Below are 25,008 nucleotides of genomic sequence, written 5' to 3'. Positions count from 1 at the left end.
CCGGGTCAACGTGCGCTCGCATCCCACGCAGAGTACCGGAGCCGGAGGCCGACTCCGGGCCGTGACGGCCCCGCCGCGGGACACGACCCGGTATCGACGTTCCGTCACGCGGTGAGACCGCCGGACCGCGGGCCGGAGAGCGGCGCCTCCCTTATCACCCGGGCCTCCGTCAAGGGCGCACTTGCGGCAAACGGGGGTGCGCCGTCGGCACGGCGCATTACTTTGGAGGGGAACCGGAGGGTCGGCACGGGCGGAGGGTCGGATGGCGAAGGACACACCACCGCGCTGGGACCGCAGGATGCAGCAGCGGCTGGCGCGCGGGGAGGCCGCGGCCCTCGGCGAGCTGTACGACCGGTTCGCCTCGCTGGTGCACAGCCTCGCGCACCGGGTCCTCGACGACGACGCGGCGGCCGACCAGGTCACCCGCGAGGTCTTCGGCTACATCTGGGAGAACCCCGACGCGTACGACCCCCGTCAGGGGAACATGCGCGCGTGGGTGGCCGGGCTCGCCCAGCGGCAGGCCGTGCACCGGCTGCGGCTCGCGGAGGCGACGGCGTACGCGGAGACGGGGATCGGTTCCGCCGAGGAACTGGAGCAGAAGGTGCGCCGGGCCTCGATCGCGGCCCGCGCCGACTACATCGTGACGTCGATGCCCGCGCCGCTGCGGGCCGCGCTCGAACTCGCCCACTTCCAGCGGCGGGACTACCGCCAGACCGCCGCCGACCTCGGGGTCACCGAGGACGAGGCGCGCCGGCGCCTCCGGCTCGGCCTCCAGCTCCTCTCCACGGCGAACACCCGGCCGCTCGAAGGGACCTCCCCGCCCGGCTACGGACGGGCCCTGTGACCGGGGCGGACGACGACGCGGACGGCGTCGCGCGCACTCCCCGGATACCGGGCCCCCACCGGTCCGCGGACGACCACGCGGACCTGACGGCGCGGCCGGGACCGGAGGAACCGCGGCAACCGGACGAACCGGAGGGGGGTGGACCGGTGGAGGAGCCGGAGGGGGACGGATCGGTGGAAGGACCGGTGGAGGAGCCGGAGCCGGACGTGCCCGTCCTCGGCCACGGAGTGCTCAAGTCCCTGCTCGGGGCCTGGGCGCTCTCCGCGTGCTCCGCCGGGGAGACCGCGGCCGTCGAGGCGCACCTCACCGAGTGCGGCCCGTGCGCCGACGAGGCCCTGCGGCTGCGCGACGCCGTCGCCCTGCTCCACCGGGACCGCGACCTGGACCTCGATCCGCTGCTGCGCTCCCGGGTCCTGGAGAACTGTCTGGGCCGCCGCCCCGCCCGCATCCCGGTCCCCGACTGGGTTACGCCGTACGACGCGGAGACCGCCCGGCTCGACGCGCTGCTGCGGGACATCGGCGACTCCGAGTGGCACGCGCCGGTACGGCTCAAGTGGTACGAGGAGGACCGGCCGGTGCGCCGCAAGGCGACCGTCGCCGGGGTCATCGGCCACCTCTTCGCCGTGGACGGCCTGGTGGCCGGTGCCCTCGGGCTCGACGACCCGCTGGGCGCCGGCACGCCCGAGCTGTCGCCGTCCGAGCGGACCGAGGCGTTCTGGTCGGGCCTGGGGCGGCCGCCGGGCCGGGGGCTGCGGGAGCCCTGGCGGGACCAGAGCCACACCCTGATCCGCACGGTCTCCTTCGCCGGGCGCGGGGTGGCCGACCTCACGGTCACCTACAAGGACTTCGCGCTGCCGCTGCGGGACTCGCTCCTGGAGCGGGCCTTCGAGTGCTGGCTGCACGCGGACGACATCGCGAACGCGGTGGCGTACCCGTACGACCCGCCCTGCGGCGCCCATCTGCACGAGATGATCGGCCTGGCGACGCGGCTGCTCCCGGCGGCCCTGGCCGGCCGTCGCCGCACCGGTCTCGCCTCGCCCGCCCGGCACCTGGTCGCGGCGGGCGCGCCGGGCCGCTCGCTGCACCTGGAGGTCGAGGGCGCGGGCGGCGGCCACTGGTACATCGCCCTGGACTCCCCGGCCGCGATCGGCGACCCGGACCAGGCGGTGGCCCAGGTCGCCATGGAGGGCGTCGAGTTCTGCCAGCTCGTGGCGGGCCGCGTCTCCCCGGAGGAAGCGGCGGCGGGCCAGGACGGCGACCGCGAGGCGATCCGCGACGTCCTGGGCGCGGCGGCCTCCCTCAGCCGGCTGTAGAACGGGCCCCGGGGCGTGTCCGGCGAATCAGGGCCGGGGATGTTTCACGCGAAGACGACCGTGCGGCTGCCGTTCAGCAGGATGCGGTGCTCCGCGTGCCACTTGACCGCGCGGGCGAGCGCCTGGCACTCCACGTCGCGGCCGATGGCGACGAGCTGGTCCGGGGTCACCTCGTGGCCGACCCGCTCGACCTCCTGCTCGATGATCGGCCCCTCGTCGAGGTCGGCCGTCACGTAGTGCGCGGTCGCGCCGATCAGCTTCACGCCCCGGGTGTGCGCCTGGTGGTACGGCTTGGCGCCCTTGAAGCTCGGCAGGAAGGAGTGGTGGATGTTGATGATCCGGCCGGAGAGCTGCTTGCAGAGGTCGTCGGAGAGGACCTGCATGTAGCGGGCGAGGACGACCAGCTCGACGTCCTCCTCGCGCACGAGGTCGAGCAGCTCGCCCTCCGCCTCCGCCTTGTTGTCCTTGGTGACGGGGATGTGCCGGAACGGCAGCCCGTACGAGCCGACCAGCTCCTCGAAGTCCGTGTGGTTGGAGACCACGGCCACGATCTCCACCGGCAGCGCCCCGATCCGGGAGCGGAACAGCAGGTCGTTCAGGCAGTGCCCGAACTTCGACACCATGAGGACGACCCGCATGCGCTCGTCGGCCCGGTCGATCCGCCACTCCATGCCGAAGGCGTCGCCGACCGCCGCGAAGCTGGCCCGCAGCTTCTCCACGTTCACCGGCGCCTCGGCCGAGAAGTGGACGCGCATGAAGAAGAGCCCGGTGTCCCGGTCCCCGAACTGCTGGCTGTCCTCGATGTTGCACCCCGTGATGAAGAGGTAGCTCGACACGGCGTGCACGATGCCCTGCTTGTCGGGGCACGAGAGGGTGAGGACGTACTGGTCGGTCATCCCGCCAGCCTGCCACACCGGGGCGGGGGCGAGACGCACCGTCCGTCAGGCGGAACGGTTCAGGACCGCGTCATGATACGGAGCAGGTCGAGGGAGCGCGGGGGCGTGTCGGGGTCCTCGCCGTCGGCCAGCGCGAGGCGCACGTGGGCCTCGCGGGCGGCCCGTACGGCCTCCGGCCAGCCCTGGTGCTCCAGGTAGGCGGAGACGGGCGCGTCGGGTCCGACCTGGTGCAGGATGCGCAGCACCCGCAGGACGGCGACGTCGACGAGGGCGGCCTCGCCGGAGTCCCGGAAGATCGCGCCGACGTACTTCTCGGCGGACCAGCTGTCGAGCCAGGTGTCCTCGACCAGGCGGTAGACGGCGTCGGTGACGTCGCCGTATCCCTCCCGGCCGGCCAGCCAGGTCGTCTCGTGGAACGCGGGGTCGGAGAGCATGTGCAGCGCCGAGCGCACGTTGCTGCGCCAGCGCCACCACGGCATGTCGTTGAGCGGCATGCCGCCCATGGTGGAGGAGCGACGGCCGCGACGGGAAGGGTTCCCCGAACCGGGGCCCGGACCGGTGGTGGGGTCGATGGCTGGACTGGACACGTTTCGATCGTACGTTCCCCTGTCCGGCGGGCGGACCCGCCCCCGGCCGACCCCCGTAATTCACCCTCCCGTCACCCACCGTCGATCCGCGCTCACTCCCGCGTTACCCCTGGGGAGGAAATGTGCGTGTCCATGACCGGCAGGCGACTGACCCCACTCCTCGCGTACGTCACGGCCACGGCGGCCGGTGCGTCGCTGCTCACCGGATGCGGTGTGATCCCCGGGGCCACGGGGGGCTCCAGGGAGCCCATCACCGTGATGACCTGGGCACCCGACCGCACCAAGGCCACCAACATGCCCGGCATGCCCGCCATGGCGCAGGCCTTCGCCCGCTGGGTCAACTCCCAGGGCGGCATCGACGGGCACGAACTGCGCGTCCTCACCTGCAACGAGCGCAACACCTCCGAGGGCGCCGCCGACTGCGCCGGCCGGGCCATCGACGAGAAGGCGGTCGCCGTCGTCGGCTCGTACAGCCAGCAGGGGCGGATCTTCATGAACTCCCTCGAAGCGGCCGGCATCCCGTACATCGGCGGCTACGGCGTCACGGACGACGAGTTCACCAGCCCGCTGTCGTACCCGGTCAACGGCGGGCAGGCCTCGCTGGTCGCCGGGCACGGCATGCAGCTCGCCGACGCCTGCGAGAAGGTCGCGCTCGTCCGGCCCGACACCGTCGGCGGGGACAGGCTGCCCGCCCTCCTCGACTCCGGCCTGCGCGGGGCGAAGCACGGCGGGGCCCTCGACGTCCCGGCCGCCGAGGACGCCGCCGAGTACACCCGGCCGGCCGGGCGGGCCAGGGCCGGGGCGAAGGGCGCGGGCGGCTGCGTGGCCGCCGTCCTCGGCGAGCGCACCCAGACCTTCTTCGACTCCTTCCGGCGCCTGCCGGAGAAGGAGGGGCGGAGCGGGAGCGGGAAGGACGGGAAGGGCGGCGGCGTCCGCATCTCCTCGGTCCTCGGCAGCGTCGACCAGCCCGTGATCGACCGCACCGGCGGCGCCCACAGCCCCTTCGAGGGCGCGTTCGTCACCGGCTGGTACCCGGAGGCGGGCGACAAGAGCTGGGCGCCGATGCGCAAGGTCGTCCGGGAGCACGCGTTCGTCGACAACCGGGTCGACCCGGCCGACACGGGCGTCCAGACCACCTGGATCGCGTACACGGTCCTCAAGGCGGTCGTGGAGTCCCTGGACCGGGACCGGATCACGGCGACGGAGATCGCCCACGCCCTCGACCGGGGCGAGCGGATCGACACCGGGGGCCTCACCCCGGCCCTGCGCTGGAAGTACACGGACCTGCTCGGCGCCTCCGGCTTCCCCCGGATCGTCAACCACCAGGTGACCTTCCAGGTGGTGCGCCAGGGACGCCTGGTGGCGCAGAAGCCCGGCTTCGTCGACGTCGGCGCGACGCTCCTCGCCGTCCCCTGATCCCGGGTCCCCGGCCCCGGGGGCAAGGGGGGCCGGGGCGGGCCCCTCAGAGCTGGTGGTAGGCGCGCTTCTCCAGGCCGTACGTGTCGGCGGTCGGGTTCCACAGCCCGGCCGCCTTCTTCTTGGCCCTGGTGGCGGTGCCGCTGTCCTTCTCGGCCGCGCCCAGGTGGTTCGTCCTGCGGGCCTTGCCGCCCTTGCAGCCGTCCTTGGCCTTCACTTGGTCGGCCCAGGCGGCGTAGTGGTCGTCGGCGGACGCGGAGGCCTTCCAGGCCTCGACGAGCGCGGCGGTCAGCCCGGCGTTGTCCGGGACCTTGTCGACCGACAGCGACTGGAGCCTGGTGATCAGGCCCCGGCGCTGCTGGGCGGCGCCCCGCAGGTCCGCGGCGGCCTTGTCCAGGTTCTTGCACTGGTTGATGGCCGCGACCGAGTTGATCACCGTGTCGCGGCTGTCGCTGCTGGTCGCCAGCAGCTTGCTCAGTTCCTGGGCCTGGCCCTCCGCCGGATCGGCCGGCTTCTCCGACGCCTGTCCGGCGGCGGGCGCGGAGGAGGGCGCCGCCGCGGTCGCGCCGCCCTTCTCGGGCTTCTTCTCGTCGCCGTCGCCGCTGAGCAGCGCTCCGGCGCCGAGGCCGACGACCGCGCAGCCGACGACGACGGCGGCGATCAGGGCGACCGGCGACTTGCGGCGCGGCGCGGGCTCCTCCTCGTAGTACGCCTCGTCGTAGCCGTACCCCTGCTGCGGGGGCTGCGGCGGCTGCTGGTGCTGCGGGGGCTGCTGGTACAGGGCGGGGGCCGGGGACGGCGTCCGGTGGCCCTGCGGCTGCTGCGGGGCGCGGGGCGCCTCCGTGCGGAAGAGGCTGTCGAACTCGGCGGGCGGCTGGCGCTCGCCGGACGCGGCCGGGGGCACGGGGTCGATGTACCGGGTCGTGTCGGAGGCCCCGGCCGGGCCGGACCCGCCCTGGTGCGACAGCGGGCCCGTGCCCAGGAACTGGGTCGAGGCCCCGCCGTCCTGCTGCGGCGGCACCGGCGCGATGTGCTGGGTGGCCTGCACGTCGGCGGCGGCGGCCGGGTGCGGGTAGCCGTAGCCCGGCTGCGGCGCCTGGGCCTGGTGCGGATAGCCGTACCCCGGCTGCGGCGCCTGGGCCGGCGGCATCGCGCCCGGCACCGGCGCGATGTGCTGGGTCGCCTGCATGTCGGCGGCGGGCCCCGGGCCCGGGTAGCCGTAGCCGGGCTGCGGGGGTATCGGCGGCAGGTACTGGGTGGACTGCATGTCGGCGGCGCCCGGTGCCGCCTCCGGGGGCAGCGGCTGCGCGGGCGGCAGCGGCTGTCCGCCCGGCTGACCGCCGGCGGGGGCCCAGCCGCCGTCCCACGACCGCGCTCCCCCGTGGGCACCGTCGTGCGCGGGGGGCACCGCCGGGTACTGCGGTTCCGGACCCTGTCCGTTCTGCGTCACCGGGACTCCTACTGATGGACCTACGGAATCGTCGGTTCACGCTACCGGGTGGGCCCGGGGGTCCGCACACACGTGTGAGGCCGGTTACAGAACTGGTTCACGCGACCGACCCGGGCGCTCCCCCCGGCCGGGCTCAGGCCGCGTACAGCTCCATCCGCACCCCGAACTCCCGTACCGCGGGCTCCCCGGAGAACGGCTCCAGGCGGTCCCTCAGGTCCTCCAGGTACTCCATGCCGCGCGACGACCGCAGCGTGCCCAGGAGTTCGAGCGCCCGCGTCCCCGTCCGGCAGGCCTGCTCCACCTCCCGCTGCTGGATCCGCGCCGCCGCGAGCAGGGCGAGGCCGATCGCCCGCCGCCGCGCGCGCGTCTCCGGGTGCCCGGCGACCGACTCCTCCGCCGCCCGCGCCGCCGCCTCCGCGCGGCCCAGGTCCCGGTAGCAGTGGGCCAGTTCGTCCGCCAGATAAGCCCGGTCGAAGTGGGTGATCCACACGGGCTCGTCGCCCGCCTCCGGGTCGGCCCGCTCCAGGGCCCGCACGGCGGCGCCCGCCGCGGCCTCGAAGGCGCGGTCGTCGCCCATCAGGGCGTGCCCGCGCGCCTCCGCCGCGAAGAACATCGCCTCCGCCCGCGGCGGCACCTTCCCGCGCGCGCCCTCCTGCGCCGCCCGCGCCAACTGGGCGATCTCCCGGGGGTTTCCGAGCTGCGCGGCGAGGTGGCTCATGGAGGCGGCGAGGACGTAGCCGCCGTAGCCCCGGTCCCCGGCGGCCTGCGCGAGCCGCAGCGCCTGGATGTAGTACCGCTGGGCGAGGCCCGGTTCGCCGGTGTCCACCGCCATGTACCCGGCGAGCTCGGTCAGTCGGGCGGCCGCCGCGAAGAGCTGTCTGCCCACCGCCTCCCGGTACGAGCCGGACAGCATCCCCGCCACCACGCTGTCCAGGTAGTGCACCACCACCGGGCGCACGTGCCCGCTGCCGAACCGCCGGTCGAGGTCGACGAGCGCGGCCGTCGTCTCCCGCACGGCCGCCACGTCCGCGACCCCGACGCGGGCCCCGGCCGTCCGGGCCACGTGCGCGTCCGGCACCGTGATCAGCCAGTCGCGGCTGGGCTCGACCAGGGCGGAGGCCGCCACCGTGGAGCCGGACAGGAACTCGCGGCGCCCCACGTCGCTGCGCCACAGCTCGCAGACCTGCTCGATCGCCCCGGGCACGGTCGGCGCGAACTGGAGGCCCACCCCGGCGGCGAGGTTCCGGCCGTTAGCCATGCCGACCTCGTCGATGGTGACCGTGCGGCCCAGCTTGCGGCTCAGCGCCTCCGCGATGATCCCGGGCGCCCGGCCGCGCGGCTGCTGCCCGCGCAGCCAGCGCGCCACGGACGTCTTGTCGTACCGCAGGTCGAGGCCGCGCTCCGCGCCGACCGTGTTGACCCTGCGGGCGAGGCCGGCGTTGGAGCAGGCCGCCTCCTGGATGAGCGACCGGAGCCGTTCGTTGACCTGGCGCGGAACGAGTGGCCTGGCTGCCATGAAGTACCCCCTGAGGCCGTGCGGGTGATCGCTGGGAAGGGATCACTGCCCGGCGGATATCCGGTCAATGCCGATGTGAACACGCGAAACCGGACACGTCGGCCGTGTGCCCCGCCGGCGCCCCCACCTGTGCGTACCCGCCCCCGCGCCCCGGCCCTCCGCGCGCCCCCGTCCGTGCACCGGTGCGCCCCGCGTGCGGAATCGTTGCGTCACCCCGCTTCCCGCCCCCGCCCGTAACTCCGGGTGGTGCCGGGAGTTGTGCTCACCGTGGAAGAGACCATCGGAGTCACGGAGGCCGCACGGGTCCCCGAGCAGCGGAGCGAGCCGCTGCTGGACAGCGCCGTGCGGTACGCGGAAGAGCGGCACTGGGACGTCGTTCCAGGGACCTGGCTGGAAGCCGCCGAGGGCCGGGAGCGCTGCTCCTGCGGCGCGGACGACTGCGCGCTGCCGGGCGCCCATCCGTCCCGGCCCGACTGGTCGGCCCAGGCCACCGGCAGCGGGGTCGGCGCCCGGCGGATGTGGACGAAGCAGCCGGGGTCCTCGATCCTGCTGCCGACCGGCCGCACCTTCGACGCGATCGAGGTCTCCGAGTCGGCCGGTTTCCTCGCGCTCGCCCGCATGGAGCGGATGGAGCTGGCGCTCGGCCCGGTGACCTGCGCCCCGGACCGCCGGATGTACTTCTTCGTCCTGCCGGGCGCCGTCGCGAAGGTCCCGGACCTCGTCCGCAGGCTGGGCTGGATCCCGTCCTCCCTCGACCTCGTCACGCGCGGCGAGGGGTACTACGTGGCGGCCCCGCCGACCCGGGTCGGCGGCCGGGGCGCCGTGCAGTGGGCCCGCCGCCCCACCCCGGCGAACCGCTGGCTCCCCGACGCGGAGGAGCTGCTCAGCGCCCTCGCCTACGCGTGCGGCCGCGAGGCGGCGGACGCGAGGACGGCCCGGGCCTCCTGACTCCTGGGCCCCCGTGGGGCCCGCCCGTAGGGTGGGCCCCACAACGACGGGGACGACCGAGGGGCTGACGAAGCATGCCTGACCAGGCATCAGAGGGAGTGTTCGAGAAGACGGGCACGGCACCGGGGGACGGTGCCGTGCCCGCCGTGCGGGTCGAGGGGCTGTGGAAGCGCTTCGGGCAGCAGATCGCGGTGCAGGGGATCGACCTGGTCCTGCCCGCGGGCAAGTTCATCGGGCTCGTGGGGCCCAACGGAGCGGGCAAGACCACCACGCTCTCCATGATCACCGGCCTGCTGCGGCCCGACCAGGGACGGATCCTGGTCGCCGGGGACGACGTGTGGGCCGACCCCGGGTCGGTCGCCCGCGTCAAGGCCCGCATCGGCATCCTGCCGGAGGGCCTGCGGCTCTTCGAGCGCCTCTCGGGCCGTGAACTCCTCGCCTACAGCGGCCGGCTGCGGGGGCTGCCCGGCGCCGAGGTCGACAAGCGCGCCGACCAGCTCCTGGACGTGCTCGGCCTGACCGGCGCGCAGCACAAGCTGGTCGTGGACTACTCGACCGGCATGCGGAAGAAGATCGGCCTGGCGGCGGCCCTCCTCCACAACCCCGGGGTCCTCTTCCTCGACGAGCCCTTCGAGGGCGTCGACCCGGTCTCCGCGCAGACCATCCGGGGCGTCCTGGAGCGGTACACCGCGTCCGGCGCGACCGTCGTCTTCTCCAGCCACGTCATGGAGCTGGTCGAGTCGCTCTGCGACTGGGTCGCCGTGATGGCCGCGGGCCGGATCCGCGCCCAGGGCCCGCTGGCCGAGGTCCGGGGCGACGCGCCCTCGCTCCAGGCGGCCTTCCTTGAACTGGTGGGCGCGAACGAGCGCGCGGCGGCGGGGGATTCGCTGGACTGGCTCGGTGGCGGCAACGGTACGGGGTCGGATACGGGTTCGGGCGGGGCCCAGTGATGAGTGCCGTCCCCTCCGCCACCGCCCCCGCGCCCCCGTCCGCCGCCGTCCCCTCCCTCACCTCCGTCTTCGTACGGCTCAAGCTGTCGCTGCTGCGCAACGGGCTGCGGCAGTCGGGCGGGCGGACCGCCGCCTACGTCGTCTCCGCCGTCTTCGGCGCCCTCTTCGCGGCGGGGATGCTGCTCTCCTTCGTCCTCCTCCGGGGCAACGGCAACGCCGGCACGGTCGCGGTCCTCCTCACCGGGATGGTCGCGCTCTCGTGGGCGGTGATGCCGCTGTTCATGCCGGGCGGCGACGAGACCCTCGACCCGTCGCGGCTCGTGATGCTGCCGCTGCTCCCCCGCCCGCTGGTCCGGGCGCTGCTCGTGGCCTCGCTCGTGGGCATCGGCCCCGTACTGACGCTGCTCCTGGCGTTCGGCGCGGCGCTTTCCGTGGCGCACGGCGTCGCCGGGACGGTCGCCGCCGTGCTCGCCGTGCCGCTGGTGACGGTCACGTGCGTGGCGCTCTCGCGGGCCGTGGCCGCCGCCAACATCCGTCTCCTCACCTCCCGCAAGGGCCGTGACCTGGCCCTCCTAAGCGGTCTGGTCATCGCGGTCGGCATCCAGGTCGTGAACTTCGCGGCGCAGCGGCTCAGCGAGCCCGGCGGGCTGAACGCGATCGAGCCGGCGGCCTCCGTCGTCGGCTGGCTGCCGCCCGCCGCCGCGATCGGCGCGGTGGACGCGGCGAGCGACGGCGACCACGCGGTGGCGGCGGTACGGCTGCTGCTCACGGCGGCGACGCTCGCCGGGCTCCTGCACTGGTGGGAGCGGAGCCTCGTGCGGCTGATGGTCGAGCCGGACGGCTCCACGATCGGCGCGTCCCCGGACGCGGGCGCCCGGGGGAAGGACGGCGGCACGGGCCTCCTCGGCCGGGTCCTGCCGGGCGGGCGGACGGGCGCGGTCATGGAGCGCAGCCTGCGGTACGTGTGGCGGGACCCGAAGACGAAGGCCGCGTGGGTGACCTCGCTCGCCCTCGGCCTGATCGTGCCGGTGTTCAACGCGCTCCAGGGCGCGGGCTCGATCTACTGGGCGTGCTTCGCCTCCGGCATGCTCGGCATGCTGATGTACAACCAGTTCGGGCAGGACACGTCGGCGTTCTGGATGGTCGCGCAGACCATCTCGACCCCGGCCGACGCGTACGCGGAACTCCGGGCGCGGACGCTCGCGCTGCTCGCCGTCACCCTGCCGTTCACGGTGCTCGTGACGGTCCTGACGACCGCCGTCCTGGGCGACTGGGCGCGCCTCGCGGAGGGACTCGGCCTGGCGTTCGGCCTGCTCGGCGCGATGCTGGCGACGGGCGCGGTGGCCTCGGCCGTCTACCCGTACTCGATCCCGCAGGACAGCGGCTACAAGAACGTGGTGCCGGGGCAGGCGGGCCTGGCCTGGATCTCGATCTTCGGCGGCATGCTGGCGGCGGCGCTGCTGTGCGCCCCGCTGATCGGCGCGGCGGTCTACTTCCACGTCGCCGACCGCCAGTCCCTCCTCTGGACCCTCCTGCCGGCGGGCGCCCTCTACGGCGCGCTCCTCGTGTGGGCGGGCCTCAGGACGGCGGCGCCGCGCACGGCGAACCGCCTGCCGGAGATCCTGGCGGCGGTCAGCAAGGGCTGACGCCGCCGGGAGAGGGGGTCAGGCCGGGACGGCGAGCCGCTCGGTGTCCGGTGCCGCGTCGCGCCGGGCGTGCGCGCCCCGGCGGTCGGCGACCAGGAGCAGGACGAGGCCGAGGGCGACCCAGGCGGCGAGGGTCAGGGCCGGGACCGCCGCGCCGGTGCCGTCGAAGAAGGCGAGGGAGCGCAGCAGGCTGCCGGAGGCGCCGGGCGGCAGGACCTGGCCGAGGGTCGACCAGCCGGAGGGGAGCCAGTACGGGCCGCTGCCGAGGCCGGTGAGCCAGTGGTTCCCGGCGAGCGACCCCGTTCCGTACTGGAGGCACCCGGCGACGGCGAGTCCGGCGAGCAGCGAGAAGAGGACGACGCCGGTGACGCGGGTGCGCAGGCCGGAGTGGCCCGGGAAGAGCCGGGTGAGGACGACGGCGGGGAAGATCCCGCCGAAGACCAGCGGGAGCCCGGCGGCAGCGAGTCCGGCGCCGCGCGGGTCGTCCCCGGGGAAGGGCACGAGGTCGTGGACGGTGGCCTTCGTCTGCTGCTGCGCCGCCGCCGCGTTGCCGAGGGCGGTCAGGGCGCCGGTGGCCGTGGGGGCTCCGGCGGTGGCCGTGTAGACGTCGATCCCGCCGGTGCCGAGGGCCAGGCCGCCCGCCACCTCGCGCTCCTGGATCGCGGTGGTGAGGGCGGCGGTGTCCTCGTAGACGGTGACGTCCCACTCGGGTCCGTCGAGCTTCTTCTCGAACGCCTGGGCGGCGGCCTGGGGGCCGGTCACCCCCAGGGGGACCTCGTGGGGGCCGCCGTTGACGCCGGGCAGGGCGAAGGCGCAGAGCATCAGGACGACCACGGCGGTCAGGCCGAGCAGGACGGCCGCCAGCTTGCGGGGCGTGCTCGGGCCCGGCCCGGGGGCGTCGGTCTCCACGGCTTCCGCCGGGGGTGTGCGGTGCTGCTCGGACATGGGGGCCTCTTTCCGGTCCGTCCGGCGACCACCCCGCACGGCGGGAGCGGACCGGACGGTCGACGGGACGGGAGTGAACGGGAGCGGGCGCGGAGGAACACCGCGTCGCGGAAGACGGCCGGGTGGAACATCCGGCATGACACACGATTACAGGGTAGACTTATCCATGTGTCAAACCTCAGTGACCCGTCGCCCCCCGGTGGCCCGCGCCTCCTCGGCGATCCGCCGCCGCACGCCGTCCCCGACGACCTGGTGCGGGCCGCCCTGCGCGTCGCGCGCGCCCGGGACGTCCCCGTCGCCGACGTCCCCCTGATCGCGGTCGCCGAGGAGGCCGGGATCTCCCGGAGCACCCTGATGCGCCGCCTCGGGGGCTCCCGCCGCGCCCTGGACGAGGCGGTGCGCGCCGCCGGAGTGGACCCCGGCGGACAGCGGCCGGTCCGCGAGCGGGCCGTGGCCGCCGCCGCCGGCCTCATCAGCGAGCACGGACTCGTCGCGGCCACCCTGGAGCGGGTGGCCGACGGCGCCGGATGCTCCGTGCACAGCCTCTACGCGGCCTTCGGCGGCCGGGACGGCCTGCTGCACGCCGTGTACGAGCGCTACAGCCCGATCCTGGACGTCGAGGCCGTCCTCGCCGCGCCGCACGAGGACCTCCAGGAGACCGTCCGCACCCTCTACCGCCTGCTGACCGAGGCGCTCGTCCGCGAACCGCGCGTCGTGCCCGCCATGTTCGCCGACGCCCTCGCGCGCCCCGAGGACCCGGCCGTCCAGGCCGTCTTCCGGCACGCCTTCTCCCGCATGGTCGACGGCGTGGGGACGTGGCTCACCGACGAGATCGCCGCCGGCCGCATCCGCGACCTCCCCCCGCTGCTCCTCGTGCAGCAGATGCTCGGCCCCCTGGCCTCGCACTTCCTCATGCGCCCGGCGGCGGCCCAGCTGTCCGTGACGGACCTGCCCACGTCCGAGGAGGCCGTGGAGCTCTTCGCGGACAACTTCCTCCGTGCGGTGGGGAGTCGGCCTCCGACCTCCTAGAGCGCCTTGTACAGGTAGACGTCCTCCGCACCGCCCGGGACCCCCGGCACCCGGCCCTTCTCCACGTAGCCGTGCCGCTCGTAGAAGGCCGGGGCCTGGAAGGTGTACGAGGACACGCAGGCGCGGTCGCAGCCGCGTCGCCGGGCCTCGGCCTCGGCGGCGCGCAGGATCCTGCCGCCCCAGCCGTCGTGACGGCTGTCCTCGCGCACCCACAGCATGTCGACGGAGAGCAGCCCGCCCCAGGTCGAGGCCGTGAGCCCGCCGACGAGCACGCCCTCCGCGTCGACGACCTTCACGGACAGCTCGCCCAGGTCGTCGGTGGTGGTGCCGGTCGCTTCGAGGTTGTACGCGTCGAGCCGCTCGCCCAGGTACGTGCCGAGCTCGGTGTCCTCGGCGCCGACGCTCAGGGCCGCTTCGCGGTGGTCTTCCGTCATGCCTCCCGAGTCTGGCACGGCCGCCCGCCGCCCGTACGGCTCGGGTGACGGCCCCGCGGGCGACCTTGGCGACCTTGCCGAAGCGATCCCGCCGGACCGCCCCTCGGCCGGGACGGCCGCCGTCGCCTCCGGCGGGCGCTCCGGGAGCTTCACCGTCAGCCGGTGCCGGAGGAACCCGACCGCCGACCGCACGCCGTCGACAACCCCACGAGCCCCGAGGCCTTCGATCTGGAGCCGGTGGCGGGACAGCCTTCAACGGGCCCAGGGCGGCGCGAGGGTGGTGCCGTCGGGCAGGGCGGCGGTGAGGCCCGTACGGGTGGTGACCCACATGTGCGCGGGCCGGTCGGTCGCGTTGGTGACCGTCAGCGCGGAGCCGGCCGGGGCCACCGCCGCGTCGCCGGCGGCGAGTTCGGCGCTCTCGCCGTCGACGGTGAAGCGCAGGCGTCCGGACAGGACGTAGAACACCTCCTCCCGGCTGATCACATGGGGCCGGCCGGGCGTACCGGCCGGGACCTCGCCGCGCCAGGCGGCCAGGTCGCGACTGCCCGTGTCCGTACGGGCGTAGGAGACGAAGCGGACGCCGTGAATCTCGTGTACGGCGGCGTCGGTGCTGCGGATGAAGGGCATCTCGACCTCACTATGGACAAGGAGCTTGCCCATAAAGACAAGCAACTTGTCGAGTTATAGTCAAGGGCATGGACGACGCCCTGGCCTTCTCCTCACTCGTACTGGCGCTCTCCGGCCACCTGGTGCAGGAGATCCACGCCCGCGTGGCCCGGGAGGGGTTCGAGGACCTGCGGCCCGCGCACGGCTTCGCCTTCGTCCGGATCTCCCGGGGGGACGCCACCACTGCCGATCTGGCCGCGCACCTGGGGGTGACCAAGCAGGCCGCAGCGCAGCTCGTCGAGGAGCTGGTCCGCAAGGGGTACGTGGAGCGGCGCCCGCACCCCCGCGACGCCCGCGCCAAGCTCCTGGGACTGACCGGGACCGGGGTGGCCGCCACGCAGGCCGCCGACCGGGCGGCCCGGGAGGCCGTCGCGCCCTGGCGGGAGGCGCTGGGCGAGGAGCGCTTCGGCGCACTCGTCGGCGACCTCGCCCGGTTCGCCCCGCCGGGGCCGGTCCGGCCCGCCTGGTGAGCCGGGCCCTACCGGGTCACGGGGTCAGAACGCCGTTCAGGAAGGGCTCCACGGCCTCGCGCCACGCGTCCGGGTGCTCGTAGTGGAGGAGGTGGCCGGCGTCGGGGATCTCCGCGTACTCCCCGTGCGGGAGGACCCGGACCATCTCCTGGGCCTCGGCGCGGCCCAGTTCGCCGTCCAGGCCCCGGACGACGAGGGTCGGGCAGCGGACCTGGGCGAGCGAGTCCCAGTGGGCGTCGTGGACCCAGGTCTCGCGGGAGGTCAGCATCTGCTCCGGGTCGAAGACCGGGCGCCAGCCGTCGGCGCGCTCGGTCATCACCTCGGCGAAGAAGGCGCCCCGGGCCGGGTTCGGGGTCTCCACCCAGGGGTCCTCGTCGCCGAACCAGCGGTGGACGGCCTCCAGGGACGGGAAGGGCGCCGGCCAGCCCCGGAACCAGTCCTGCCAGGCGCGCTGCGAGGCCGCGCCGAGGGCGGAGGCACGCATGTCGCAGATGACGAGGGCGCGGACGAGGTCCGGCCGCTCGGCGGCGAGCTGCCAGGCCGTCAGGGCGCCCATGGAGTGGCCGATCAGGGTGACGGGGCCGAGGCCGAGCTGCTCGACGACGGCGGCCGCGTCCGCCACGTACGCCTCGCGCGTGAACGGTCCGGCGGCGGGCTTCTCGCTGCCGCCGTGGCCGCGCTGGTCGAGGGCGACGAGCCGGTGCCCGCCGGTGAGCCGGCTCGCGGCGCGGGCCCAGTGGCCGCCGTGGCCCATCAGTCCGTGGAGGAGTAACACGCCGGGGGCGGTGGCCGGGGTCCGGGGAGCGGGAGGCCCCGGGACGGGACGGCCGCCCGGGCGCGGGACGGCGCCCTGGCCGGGTCCGGGCTGCGGGACGATGCCGGGGGCGGGGGCGGCGGTGCGGCCGGGGGCGCCGCTGCCCGTGGTGCCGTTCGTGCCGCCGCCCTCGGGTCCGGCCGTGTAGTCCCAGGCCGTCAGCCGGACGCCGTCGGCCCCGGTGACGTCGAGTCGTCGCGCCATGTCTCCGGCACCCCCTCTTTTCCGTCGAACCTCGCCAGAGTATCGAACTCGCATTCGAAAATGCTCTCCCGCCACACAACACCCCTCGTTCGAGTGACAGGCCTCAAGGATTGACGCCCGCGACCGAGGGGAGATCTTGAGCGGGAGGCGGACCGCTCGGGGAAAAACGGTCCGAGGGGAACGACCTTGAGAGCTCGGGGCTCCAGGTCGTAACCGGGGAGGACAGGCCCCGGCGCCCAAGGGCGCCGGGGCCCTCTGTCTTCGGTGGCGTCGTTCGCGGCCCTCACGGCCCCACCCCCTCCACGCCCGGCTCGTACCAGCGTGGCACGCCGAAGGGGCGGGCGTGGCCATTCCGACGTAAACCGGGGCGGTGTCACGGGGGCGGCGACGGAATTCCGACGGCCCGTCACGAATCCCGGGCGGCCCGGCGGGGGTCCACACACGTGTGCCGGGCGCCCGCCCCCGTACCGCCCCTCACACGGAACCCCGTACACGCACACGCGAAAGGGCCGCCCCGGCCTCTCGGCCCGGGACGGCCCCGCTTCGCGCTCCGCCGCTCTCCGGCGGAGCCGCGTCTCAGCGCTTCGCGACGAACACGTGCGCCGCGACCTCCGCGTCCAGCTCGGCGGCCTCGCCGCTGCTGCCCACCAGGATGCCGCCCGCGGACTCCGAGACGGAGACCACGGAGCCGGGCTGCACGCCCGCGCGCCGCAGGGTGTACATCAGCTGGGCGTCCGTCTGGATCGGCTCGCCGATCCGGCGCACGACCACCGTCTTGCCGCCGCTCGCGTCCAGGTCCGCGAGGGAGACCATCGAGTCGTCGAGGAAGGCCTCGGCCTCCGCCTTCTCGCCCAGCTCCTCCAGGCCCGGGATCGGGTTCCCGTACGGCGACTCCGTCGGGTGCCGCAGCAGTTCCAGGACCCGCCGCTCCACGGCCTCGCTCATCACGTGCTCCCAGCGGCACGCCTCCGCGTGGACCTGCTCCCACTCCAGGCCGATCACGTCGACGAGCAGACACTCCGCGAGGCGGTGCTTGCGCATCACGCGGGTGGCGAGGCGGCGTCCCTCGTCCGTGAGCTCCAGGTGGCGGTCGCTCGCCACGGCCACCAGGCCGTCGCGCTCCATCCGGGCCACCGTCTGGCTCACCGTGGGGCCGCTCTGGTCGAGCCGCTCGGCGATCCGGGCACGCATGGGGACCACACCTTCCTCCTCAAGCTCGAGGATGGTGCGGAGATACATCTCCGTTGTGTCGATCAGTCCGGACATACGTGCCCCTCGATGAGTCGTGCGCTGGCCCTGCCCCAATTCTGACGCATCGGACGGACAACCGGGCCTCGCCCGGGTGAGGCGGTACCGGAGGCGGTATTGACAGAGCAATGGTCCAGACCGCACCGTGATCGGCGACCACGACGAGAAGGAGCCGCCGCGATGGGCGAGAGCAAGCTGGCCGGACAGTTCTTCGACGCCGCGATCAGGCTGCTCCAGGAGGTGCGCGACGGGGACTCCGCCGAGATCGCCGCCGCCGGGGCGGCCATCGCCGAGGCCGTCGCGAACGGCAACCGGCTCTTCGCGTTCGGCGCGGGCCACTCCTCCCTCGCCGCGCAGGACGTCGTCTACCGGGCCGGCGGCCTGGCCCTCATGAACCTGCTCGCCGTCCCCGGCGTCGTCGGCGTCGACGTCATGCCGGCCACCCTCGGCTCCGCCCTGGAGCGGGTCGACGGCCTCGCGGGCGCGGTCCTCGACTCCTCCCCCGCCAAGGCCGGGGACGTCCTGATCGTCATCTCCCTCTCCGGGCGCAACGCCCTGCCCGTCGAGATGGCCATGAACGCCCGCGCGCTCGGCCTCACCGTCATCGGGGTCACCTCGGTGGCGTACGCGACGGAGACGAAGTCCCGGCACGTCTCGGGCACGTACCTCAAGGACCACTGCGACGTCGTCCTCGACTCCCGGATCGCCGTCGGCGACGCGGAGCTGACCCACGAGGGCATCGAGGCCCCCTTCGCGCCCGCGTCCACCGTCGTCACCAGCGCCCTCATGCAGGCCACGCTCGCCGCCGCCGCCGAGGAGCTCGTACGGCGCGGCATCGAGCCGCCGCTGCTGCGCTCGGGGAACGTGGACGGCGGGCACGAGTGGAACGGGCGCGTCATGACGGAGTACGGGGACCGGATCTTCTACCGGCGCTGACGGCGGGCGGCCCCCCGGCCGGAACGGGCCCGGGAGGGGCCGGGCCCTCGCCCCCTCGCCTCAGCGGAGGTCCAGGAGCTCCGTCACCCGGGTGAAGCCGTCCGTGCCGTACCCCCGGTCCACGGCGCGGCGGGTCAGGGCGGCCGTGGCGCGCATGACGCTCGCGTCGATCCCGTGGCCCTCGGCGGCGTGCACCACGTGCTCCATGGTCGACAGGCCCGAGGTGAGCGGGTTCCCCTCGCCCGAGTACGTGCGGTCGTCCACGTCCCCCGCCCACTCCTCGAACAGCGGCGGCAGGATCGCCCCGATCCCCTGCGCGAACGGCGCCAGCTCCCGGGCCGTGATCCCCTCCGCGCGGGCGAGCGCGAGGGCGTGGACGTACCCCGACATCGACGTCCAGAAGATGTCGAGCAGCGCGACGTCGTACGCGGCGGCCCGGCCGATGTCCTCGCCCAGGTGCGTGTGGGAGCCGCTCAGCGCGTCGAGCACCGGGCGGTGTTCGAGATAGAGCGGCTCCGGACCCCCATACAGGAAAACGCCCTCGGGCGTGCCGATGCTCGGGGTCGGGGTCATGATGGCGCCGTCCAGGTACCCGATGCCGTGTTCCGCGGCCCAGCGGCCGGTGTCGCGCGCCCGGTCCGGGACGTCGGCGCTCAGGTTCGCCACCGTCCGGCCCTTGAGCGCGTCCGTGACGGCCGGCCGGCGCAGCACGGAGTCGGTGGCGTCGTAGTTGACCAGGCAGATCACCGTCAGGGCGCTCGCGGCGACCGCCTCCTCGGCGCTCGCGGCCAGGACCGCGCCCCGCTCGGCCAGGTCGCCCTCCCGGCCCGGGGTCCTGTTCCACACGGTGGTCCGGACCCCGGCGTCCAGGAACGCGCCGGCCAGCGCCCGGCCCATCGGCCCGAGTCCGAGGACGGTGACGGAGAGCTGTCCGGGGTTCGGCCGGAGGGAAGAAGACATGGCTGTGTTTCCTTTGTCCGTGGTGAAGGGTGTGTCGTGAAGGGCTTGTCCGTCGTGGAGCGGACACGCGGGCGACCGAACGAGGAGAGGGGCACGCGCATGGCGAGCCGCCGGGGCCAGGAAACGAACGTCTGCGGTGTCACGGCCGCGATCTCCGTGATCGACGGCAAGTGGAAGACGTCGCTGCTGTGGCTGCTGGAGTCCGGACCGCAACGGCCCGGCGAACTGCGCCGCAGGCTCCCCGGGATCAGCGAGAAGGTGCTGACCCAGGCGCTGCGGGAGATGACGGAGGACGACCTCGTCCACCGTGAGGCGCACGACGTCCTGCCGCCGAAGACCGTCTACTCGCTGACGGACGCCGGACGCGAACTGTCCGCACTACTCGGCCCCTTGTCGGACTGGGGCCACCGGCGGCTCGACCGGCTCGCGGAAGCGCGGACCGCTTCCTGAGGCCCCGTCGCTCCCCTCTCCGTCCGGGCCCACGACCAGGTTCTCCCGGGCGCCGGGGAGCGACAAGTACCCACAAAAAAGTGGGTGTCGCGGAGCGCGCCGGGCCCTGCCGGCACCCGGGTCAGTACGCCGCGGGCCCGTCCCCGAGCGCCAGGAACGACGCGACCCCCGTCGCCACCGACTCCGCGAAGACCGCGTCCTCGCGCTCGAAGGCCGGGCGGCAGGCGGCCCGCAGGAAGGTGAGGACGCCCAGGGTCCGGGCCCGGGAGCGCAGCACCACGCACAGGGCGTGCGCCGCGTCGCCGGGCCACTGGTGGGCCTCCGCCCACACCTCGGCGGTACGGCCCGCGCTCGCCCGGACCGTGCCCGTCCGGTCCCAGGCCTGGAGCGCCGGGTGCCTCGGCCCGTACCGCAGCGGGATGCCGCCGCCCACGGGCGGGGAGGACGGGCCGGGGGCGGTCGCCGGGACGGCCAGGGCCCGGGTCAGACGGCGGTCGCCCGCCACCCGGTCCACCAGGGCGTGGTCCGCGAACCCGGCGAGCGAGAACTCCAGGAGGACCGCCGCCGCCTCCGCCGGGTCCTCGCACTCGGCCGCCGCCGCGCCCGCCCGGTGGAGCTGGCTCCACCGGAACCGCAGCCGGTCCGCCTCGCGCGCCGCGAGCCGCTCCTCGGTCACGTCCTGGAACAGCCAGGCGACCCCCAGCGGCACCGCCGCCTCCGTCATCGGGGACGCGAGCCGCAGGAAGCCGCTGCGCCAGCAGCGCCGCCGCTCCCCCGAGGGTGTCCGCAGCGTCACCCACACCTCGGCGGGCGCGGGCGGGGTGCCCTCCGCCAGGACGTGCTGGAAGGCGGCCTCCAGCTCCTCGGCCCCGTGCACGACGACGTCGCCGAGCGGGCGCCCGAGCAGGGTCGTGCGCCCGGCCCCGAAGGACCGGGCCGCGTGGGCGTTGACCATGGCGGGGCGCAGGTCGGCGTCGACCAGGACGACGCCCCAGGAGGCGTCGTCGAACAGGGCCTCGCTGAGGGCGACCGAACGCTCCAGGTCGAGCTGGACGTGGACCTCGCTGAACGCGCAGTACACCCCGGCGGGCGCGCCGTCCGCGCCCCGCACCCCGGCCGCCTGGCTCCGCACGAGCACCCGCCCGCCGTCCTTGCGGAACAGCGTGAACTCGTGGACCTGCCGCCCGGCCCCCCTCATGGCCCCCATCAGGCGCCCCAGGGTCTCCTCGGCGTCCGCGCTCCGCGCCGCCCACCCCTCGAACCCGCGCCGCCCGACGGCCTCCCCGGCGGACCACCCGAGGATCCGCTCGGCCTCCCGGTTCCAGTGGGTGACCGTCCCGTCGGCGTCGAAGGCGCAGAGCGCCGCGTCCATCCCGTCGAGCAGCGCGGCCAGCAGATCGGCCCCCGCCCCGGGAACGGAAGCGGCCTCACTCGTGGACTCCGCGAAAGCACTCACCCGACACCCCCCATGCTGTGGACCATTCAACTGGAACGTGACGCAGAGCACACCACCTTCGTCCACATTGTTTCCTGCCGGAAACGAACGGGAGCGGGCGAACGAGCCCTTTCCGGAGGCGCGGATAAATCCCTTGAAGGGCGCCGGGGCGGTGCCTAGGGTGGGGGTACACGCGAAAGGAGGTGATCCGAAAAAATGGTTTCTTTTCGGACTCGTGAGGTGACTGCGGGCTAAGGCCTGCCGTCGCACTCTGTGCACCTCGGCAGGCCAGTCTGCCGAAGACCAACGCAGTCACCCGACCCGTGAGCCGCCGGTCAGTCCGGCCGGCTCCCGTCCGACCCAGGCGCCTGGGCGGACGGGACCAAGGCTCACGGGTCGTCTGCGTTTCCGGGGCCGTTTCAGGAGGCCGGAGGTCTTACGGGTCCCCGGGGCCCTTACGGGGCCAGGCGTTCCACGCGCCAGGTGGCGTCCGGCTCGCGGACGTAGCGCAGGCGGTCGTGGAGGCGGTTCTCGTGGCCCTGCCAGAACTCGACCGTGTCCGGGACGACCCGGACGCCGCCCCAGTGCGGGGGGACCGGGACCTGGGCGTCCTCGGGGTAGCGGGCCGCCAGTTCGTCGTAGCGGGCGAGCAGCTCCTCGCGGGAGGCGATCACCGAGGACTGCGGGCTGGCCCAGGCGCCGAGCCGGGAGCCGTGCGGGCGGGTGCGGAAGTACGCCACCGTCTCGTCGCGCCCGACGCGCTCGGCGCGGCCCGTGACGACGACCTGGCGGGCCGCCGGGTGCCAGGGGAAGAGCAGCGAGGCGTACGGGTTGGCCGCCAGCTCCCGGCCCTTGCGGGAGTCGTAGTTGGTGAAGAAGACGAAGCCGGCCCCGTCGTAGTGCTTGAGCAGGACCGTCCGGGAGGACGGGCGGCCGTCGGGGGTCGCGGTGGAGACCACCATCGCGTTCGGCTCGTGGATCGCCGGGTCCTCCGCCGCCTCCTTGAACCAGCGGGTGAACTGCGCGACCGGCTCGGGCGCGAGGTCGGCCGGGGAGAGTTCCGTGGTGCGGTACTGCTCGCGCATGTCGGCGGGGTCCGGGGCGCCGCCGGTCGCCGGACGGGTCGCCGGGCGGTGCGTGGGATCGTCGCTCGCGGAATCGGTCACGGGGCCATTCTGCGGCAGCGGGCCAGTCTGCCCGGCACCGGAGGGCCCTAATCCTTCGCCGCCGGATCGGCGGAGTGTGCCGGACGTCACGCTTCCCCGCATCATCGGAACCGTACAGACTCTTCGGCTGGATGACTGTTGATTCCCGCCATCGATCAACCCACTTGATCGATCATCGATAGAGGAGCCGCCTGATGTCCGACTTCGTACCCGGGCTTGAGGGAGTCGTCGCGTTCGAGACGGAGATCGCCGAACCCGACAAGGAGGGCGGCGCCCTCCGCTACCGCGGCGTCGACATCGAGGACCTCGTCGGCCACGTCTCGTTCGGCAACGTCTGGGGCCTGCTCGTCGACGGCGCCTTCAACCCCGGCCTGCCCGCCGCCGAGCCGTTCCCGATCCCCGTCCACTCCGGCGACATCCGCGTCGACGTGCAGTCCGCGCTCGCCATGCTCGCGCCCGTCTGGGGCCTCAAACCGCTCCTCGACATCTCGCCCGAGCAGGCCCGCGACGACCTCGCCCGCGCCGCCGTCATGGCCCTCTCGTACGTCGCGCAGTCCGCGCGCGGCCAGGGCCTCCCGATGGTCCCGCAGAGCGAGATCGACAAGGCGCAGTCCATCGTCGAGCGGTTCATGATCCGCTGGCGCGGCGAGCCCGACCCGAAGCACGTCAAGGCCGTCGACGCCTACTGGACCTCCGCCGCCGAGCACGGCATGAACGCCTCCACGTTCACCGCCCGCGTCATCGCCTCCACCGGCGCCGACGTGGCCGCCGCGCTCTCCGGCGCCGTCGGCGCCATGTCCGGCCCGCTGCACGGCGGCGCGCCCTCCCGCGTCCTCGGCATGATCGAGGAGATCGAGCGGACCGGCGACGCCACCGCGTACGTCAAGCAGGCCCTCGACAAGGGCGAGCGGCTCATGGGCTTCGGCCACCGCGTCTACCGCGCCGAGGACCCCCGCGCGCGCGTGCTCCGCCGTACCGCCAAGGAGCTGGCCGCGCCGCGCTTCGAGGTCGCCGAGGCCCTGGAGAAGGCCGCCCTGGAGGAGCTGCACAACCGGCGCCCCGACCGCGTCCTGGCGACCAACGTGGAGTTCTGGGCGGCCATCGTCCTCGACTTCGCCGAGGTCCCGGCGCACATGTTCACCTCGATGTTCTCCTGTGCCCGCACGGCCGGCTGGTCGGCGCACATCCTGGAGCAGAAGCGCACCGGCCGCCTGGTCCGCCCCTCGGCCCGCTACACGGGTCCCGGCCGCCGGGACCCGCGCGACATCGAGGGTTACGCCGACATCGCCGGCTGACCCTCGGGGTGCAGCAGGAGCTCCGCGTGGTGGCGGGCCGCCACCGACGGGTGGGCGCGGAGCTTCCCCTTCAGGGCGTTGCGCCCGTACTCCGCGAACAGCGGGTTCGACGGGTCCGTGGTGACGCCCGGAGCCGTGGAGGCGTGCGGGAAGTCCAGCGGGGCGATCCGGGCGTCGAGCCGCGGGTTGTAGAAGAACGGGACGGAGAAACGTTCCGTCGCGCCGGGCGGGGAGACCACCCGGTGGTTGGTGGCGATCAGGTAGCCGTTCGTGGCCACTTCGAGCAGCTCGCCCAGGTTGACGACGAACGCGCCCGGCAGCGGCGGCACGTCGTGGAAGTTCCCGTCCTCGCGCTGCACCTGGAGCCCGCCCACCTGGTCCTGGAGCAGCAGGGTCAGGAAGCCGTAGTCCTTGTGGGCGCCCACGCCCTGCTCGTCGCCCTCGCCGCTGCTGCCCGGGTAGCGCACCAGCTTGAGCTGCGGGTGGGCGTGCGGGCCGAAGATGTCGTCGTAGAAGTCCTCGGGCGCGCCGATGGAGGCAAGCAGCTCGTGCAGCAGGCGCTCGGCGACGCCGCTGAGGCGGTCGATCCAGTGCAGGGCGGCGGTGCGCAGCTCGGGCAGGGCCCCGGGCCACTGGTTGGGGCCTTCGAGCCACCAGTACGGGGCCTCCCAGGGCGCGGGGGCGTGCGCGGGGCGCTCGGCGCCGATGTCCAGCTGGTCGCGCCAGTCCCGGGCGCCCCGCGTCCGCTCGTCGCCGATGCGGGTGTAGCCCCGGAAGTGCGGCGAGTTGAGGTTGTCGAGGGCGAGCCGGTCGGCCTCGGGCAGCGCGAAGAAGGCGCGCATGGCGGAGGTGAGGGCCTCGGTCTCGGCCTCGGTCACCCCGTGCCCGACGAGCTGGAAGAAGCCCACGTCGTGGGCGGCCGAGTGGAGCTGGGCGTGGAGCAGCCTCCGGGCCTGCGGGCCGCGGTCGGCGGCGGAGAGATCCACGATGGGGAGCTGCGAGGAGTACGAGCTGCTGGTCATGAGGTGTCCGCGGGGTCTACGGGTGCCCGGGGCGGCCGCCGGGGGTGGGGCGGGTGCCGCGGGTGCCGGTCTGCTGGGGCTCGGTGACGGACCCGGAGGGGTGGGTGGAGTGGTACCCCGGAAGGTCTGGGAGGGCCGGGCGGGTCCGGAGGACCCGGGAGGCCCGGGGGCCGGAGAGGCCGGTGGCCTGCCGGGAGCCGGGAGGCCGGGGCCCGGGAGGCCGAGAGAGTCAGACGGAGCGTCGACAGCTCATGCTCGTGACGCGGACGAAGTCCACGTGGCGACGGCGTACGAGCGGAGGCATGCGAACAGAGTACTGCGGGGACCCCGGGAGGGGTGTGGCGCGGGTCACGTGACGGGGCGTCCTT

At 74.4% G+C, this 25,008-nt stretch carries 24 protein-coding genes; 11 read left to right on the top strand and 13 right to left on the bottom strand.

The features are described 5' to 3' along the window. Positions 1-262: 262 nt before the first annotated feature. Both AB0398_RS18585 and AB0398_RS18580 read left to right on the top strand, forming a co-directional pair. Positions 263-844: a sigma-70 family RNA polymerase sigma factor gene (locus AB0398_RS18585; protein WP_366376317.1), complete on the top strand. Its 582-nt coding sequence runs from the start codon at positions 263-265 to the stop codon at positions 842-844. After that, a complete protein-coding gene (locus AB0398_RS18580; RefSeq protein ID WP_366376315.1) occupies positions 841-2,157 on the top strand; it encodes a maleylpyruvate isomerase N-terminal domain-containing protein in 1,317 nt (438 codons plus the stop codon). The genes AB0398_RS18585 and AB0398_RS18580 overlap by 4 nt, the downstream gene beginning before the upstream one ends. A 44-nt stretch (positions 2,158-2,201) precedes the next feature. On the opposite strand, the gene purU is transcribed toward AB0398_RS18580, so the two are convergent. Together purU and AB0398_RS18570 are read right to left on the bottom strand one after the other, a co-directional pair. Further along, positions 2,202-3,053: a formyltetrahydrofolate deformylase gene (purU, locus tag AB0398_RS18575; RefSeq protein WP_366376313.1), complete on the bottom strand. Its 852-nt coding sequence runs from the start codon at positions 3,051-3,053 to the stop codon at positions 2,202-2,204. A 59-nt stretch (positions 3,054-3,112) separates the two neighbouring features. Then, positions 3,113-3,556 (bottom strand): hypothetical protein, encoded by a 444-nt coding sequence (locus tag AB0398_RS18570; RefSeq protein WP_366376439.1) that lies wholly within the window; start codon positions 3,554-3,556, stop codon positions 3,113-3,115. A gap of 216 nt (positions 3,557-3,772) precedes the next feature. Here AB0398_RS18570 and AB0398_RS18565 point away from each other — a divergent pair, with 216 nt between their 5' ends. Beyond that, positions 3,773-5,056, top strand: coding sequence for an ABC transporter substrate-binding protein (locus AB0398_RS18565; protein ID WP_366376312.1), 1,284 nt, complete (start codon positions 3,773-3,775; stop codon positions 5,054-5,056). A gap of 46 nt (positions 5,057-5,102) precedes the next feature. Here AB0398_RS18565 and AB0398_RS18560 read toward each other — a convergent pair whose 3' ends face one another. Both AB0398_RS18560 and AB0398_RS18555 read right to left on the bottom strand, forming a co-directional pair. Further along, positions 5,103-6,506, bottom strand: a complete 1,404-nt coding sequence (locus AB0398_RS18560) for a hypothetical protein (protein WP_366376310.1) — start codon at positions 6,504-6,506, stop codon at positions 5,103-5,105. Positions 6,507-6,639: 133 nt separating this feature from the next. Then, the gene (locus tag AB0398_RS18555) at positions 6,640-8,022 is read right to left on the bottom strand and encodes a transcriptional regulator (RefSeq protein WP_366376308.1); all 1,383 of its coding nucleotides are present in this window, start codon (positions 8,020-8,022) and stop codon (positions 6,640-6,642) included. A gap of 258 nt (positions 8,023-8,280) precedes the next feature. On the opposite strand from AB0398_RS18555, the gene AB0398_RS18550 reads away from it, so the two are divergent. From AB0398_RS18550 to AB0398_RS18540, 3 genes are all read left to right on the top strand, one after another. Next, positions 8,281-8,970, top strand: a complete 690-nt coding sequence (locus AB0398_RS18550; RefSeq protein ID WP_366376306.1) for a bifunctional DNA primase/polymerase — start codon at positions 8,281-8,283, stop codon at positions 8,968-8,970. A gap of 74 nt (positions 8,971-9,044) precedes the next feature. After that, positions 9,045-9,920, top strand: coding sequence for an ABC transporter ATP-binding protein (locus tag AB0398_RS18545; RefSeq protein ID WP_366376304.1), 876 nt, complete (start codon positions 9,045-9,047; stop codon positions 9,918-9,920). After that, positions 9,920-11,566 (top strand): transporter, encoded by a 1,647-nt coding sequence (locus AB0398_RS18540; protein WP_366376302.1) that lies wholly within the window; start codon positions 9,920-9,922, stop codon positions 11,564-11,566. The genes AB0398_RS18545 and AB0398_RS18540 overlap by 1 nt, the downstream gene beginning before the upstream one ends. Before the next feature lie 18 nt (positions 11,567-11,584). Here AB0398_RS18540 and AB0398_RS18535 read toward each other — a convergent pair whose 3' ends face one another. Next, complete coding sequence (locus AB0398_RS18535; protein WP_366376301.1) at positions 11,585-12,511, bottom strand: hypothetical protein; 927 nt, start codon at positions 12,509-12,511, stop codon at positions 11,585-11,587. A gap of 168 nt (positions 12,512-12,679) precedes the next feature. On the opposite strand from AB0398_RS18535, the gene AB0398_RS18530 reads away from it, so the two are divergent. Further along, positions 12,680-13,540: a TetR/AcrR family transcriptional regulator gene (locus AB0398_RS18530; protein ID WP_366376300.1), complete on the top strand. Its 861-nt coding sequence runs from the start codon at positions 12,680-12,682 to the stop codon at positions 13,538-13,540. Here AB0398_RS18530 and AB0398_RS18525 read toward each other — a convergent pair. Together AB0398_RS18525 and AB0398_RS18520 are read right to left on the bottom strand one after the other, a co-directional pair. Beyond that, on the bottom strand, positions 13,537-13,974 hold the full coding sequence (locus AB0398_RS18525; protein WP_366376298.1) for a GNAT family N-acetyltransferase: 438 nt from the start codon (positions 13,972-13,974) through the stop codon (positions 13,537-13,539). The two genes, AB0398_RS18530 and AB0398_RS18525, sit on opposite strands and share 4 nt — an antisense overlap. 252 nt (positions 13,975-14,226) lie before the next feature. Beyond that, positions 14,227-14,601 carry a cupin domain-containing protein gene (locus AB0398_RS18520; protein ID WP_366376437.1) on the bottom strand — a complete coding sequence of 125 codons (375 nt, stop codon included), beginning with the start codon at positions 14,599-14,601 and terminating at the stop codon, positions 14,227-14,229. A 68-nt stretch (positions 14,602-14,669) separates the two neighbouring features. On the opposite strand from AB0398_RS18520, the gene AB0398_RS18515 reads away from it, so the two are divergent. Further along, positions 14,670-15,110, top strand: a complete 441-nt coding sequence (locus AB0398_RS18515; protein ID WP_366376296.1) for a MarR family winged helix-turn-helix transcriptional regulator — start codon at positions 14,670-14,672, stop codon at positions 15,108-15,110. Positions 15,111-15,126: 16 nt separating this feature from the next. Here the strand turns inward: AB0398_RS18515 and AB0398_RS18510 are convergent, their stop codons facing one another. Together AB0398_RS18510 and AB0398_RS18505 are read right to left on the bottom strand one after the other, a co-directional pair. Next, positions 15,127-16,128, bottom strand: coding sequence for an alpha/beta hydrolase (locus AB0398_RS18510; RefSeq protein WP_366376294.1), 1,002 nt, complete (start codon positions 16,126-16,128; stop codon positions 15,127-15,129). Positions 16,129-16,704: 576 nt separating this feature from the next. After that, positions 16,705-17,394: a metal-dependent transcriptional regulator gene (locus tag AB0398_RS18505; RefSeq protein WP_161372783.1), complete on the bottom strand. Its 690-nt coding sequence runs from the start codon at positions 17,392-17,394 to the stop codon at positions 16,705-16,707. Between the two features lie 162 nt (positions 17,395-17,556). On the opposite strand from AB0398_RS18505, the gene AB0398_RS18500 reads away from it, so the two are divergent. Beyond that, positions 17,557-18,312, top strand: coding sequence for an SIS domain-containing protein (locus AB0398_RS18500; protein ID WP_366376292.1), 756 nt, complete (start codon positions 17,557-17,559; stop codon positions 18,310-18,312). Positions 18,313-18,372: 60 nt separating this feature from the next. On the opposite strand, the gene AB0398_RS18495 is transcribed toward AB0398_RS18500, so the two are convergent. Then, entirely contained in the window at positions 18,373-19,272 is a 900-nt protein-coding gene (locus AB0398_RS18495) for an NAD(P)-binding domain-containing protein (RefSeq protein WP_366376290.1), read from the bottom strand. Between the two features lie 99 nt (positions 19,273-19,371). Between AB0398_RS18495 and AB0398_RS18490 the strand changes: the two genes are divergently transcribed. Next, a complete protein-coding gene (locus AB0398_RS18490; protein WP_366376288.1) occupies positions 19,372-19,722 on the top strand; it encodes a helix-turn-helix domain-containing protein in 351 nt (116 codons plus the stop codon). A 121-nt stretch (positions 19,723-19,843) separates the two neighbouring features. On the opposite strand, the gene AB0398_RS18485 is transcribed toward AB0398_RS18490, so the two are convergent. Together AB0398_RS18485 and pdxH are read right to left on the bottom strand one after the other, a co-directional pair. Then, a complete protein-coding gene (locus tag AB0398_RS18485) occupies positions 19,844-21,178 on the bottom strand; it encodes a PAS domain-containing protein (RefSeq protein ID WP_366376286.1) in 1,335 nt (444 codons plus the stop codon). A 434-nt stretch (positions 21,179-21,612) separates the two neighbouring features. Then, complete coding sequence (pdxH, locus tag AB0398_RS18480) at positions 21,613-22,242, bottom strand: pyridoxamine 5'-phosphate oxidase (RefSeq protein ID WP_366376435.1); 630 nt, start codon at positions 22,240-22,242, stop codon at positions 21,613-21,615. Positions 22,243-22,517: 275 nt separating this feature from the next. Between pdxH and AB0398_RS18475 the strand changes: the two genes are divergently transcribed. Further along, on the top strand, positions 22,518-23,618 hold the full coding sequence (locus tag AB0398_RS18475; RefSeq protein WP_030208616.1) for a citrate synthase 2: 1,101 nt from the start codon (positions 22,518-22,520) through the stop codon (positions 23,616-23,618). Here the strand turns inward: AB0398_RS18475 and AB0398_RS18470 are convergent. Further along, positions 23,597-24,640 carry a 2-oxoglutarate and iron-dependent oxygenase domain-containing protein gene (locus AB0398_RS18470; RefSeq protein ID WP_366376284.1) on the bottom strand — a complete coding sequence of 348 codons (1,044 nt, stop codon included), beginning with the start codon at positions 24,638-24,640 and terminating at the stop codon, positions 23,597-23,599. The genes AB0398_RS18475 and AB0398_RS18470 overlap by 22 nt on opposite strands. Between the last annotated feature and the right edge of the window lie 368 nt (positions 24,641-25,008).

It is taken from the genome of Streptomyces sp. NPDC086147 (genome assembly GCF_040702165.1).
In the GTDB taxonomy this organism is placed as follows: domain Bacteria; phylum Actinomycetota; class Actinomycetes; order Streptomycetales; family Streptomycetaceae; genus Streptomyces.
The sequence above is the reverse complement of the archived record's forward strand: the minus strand, read 5'-3'. Positions and strand labels throughout refer to the sequence as shown.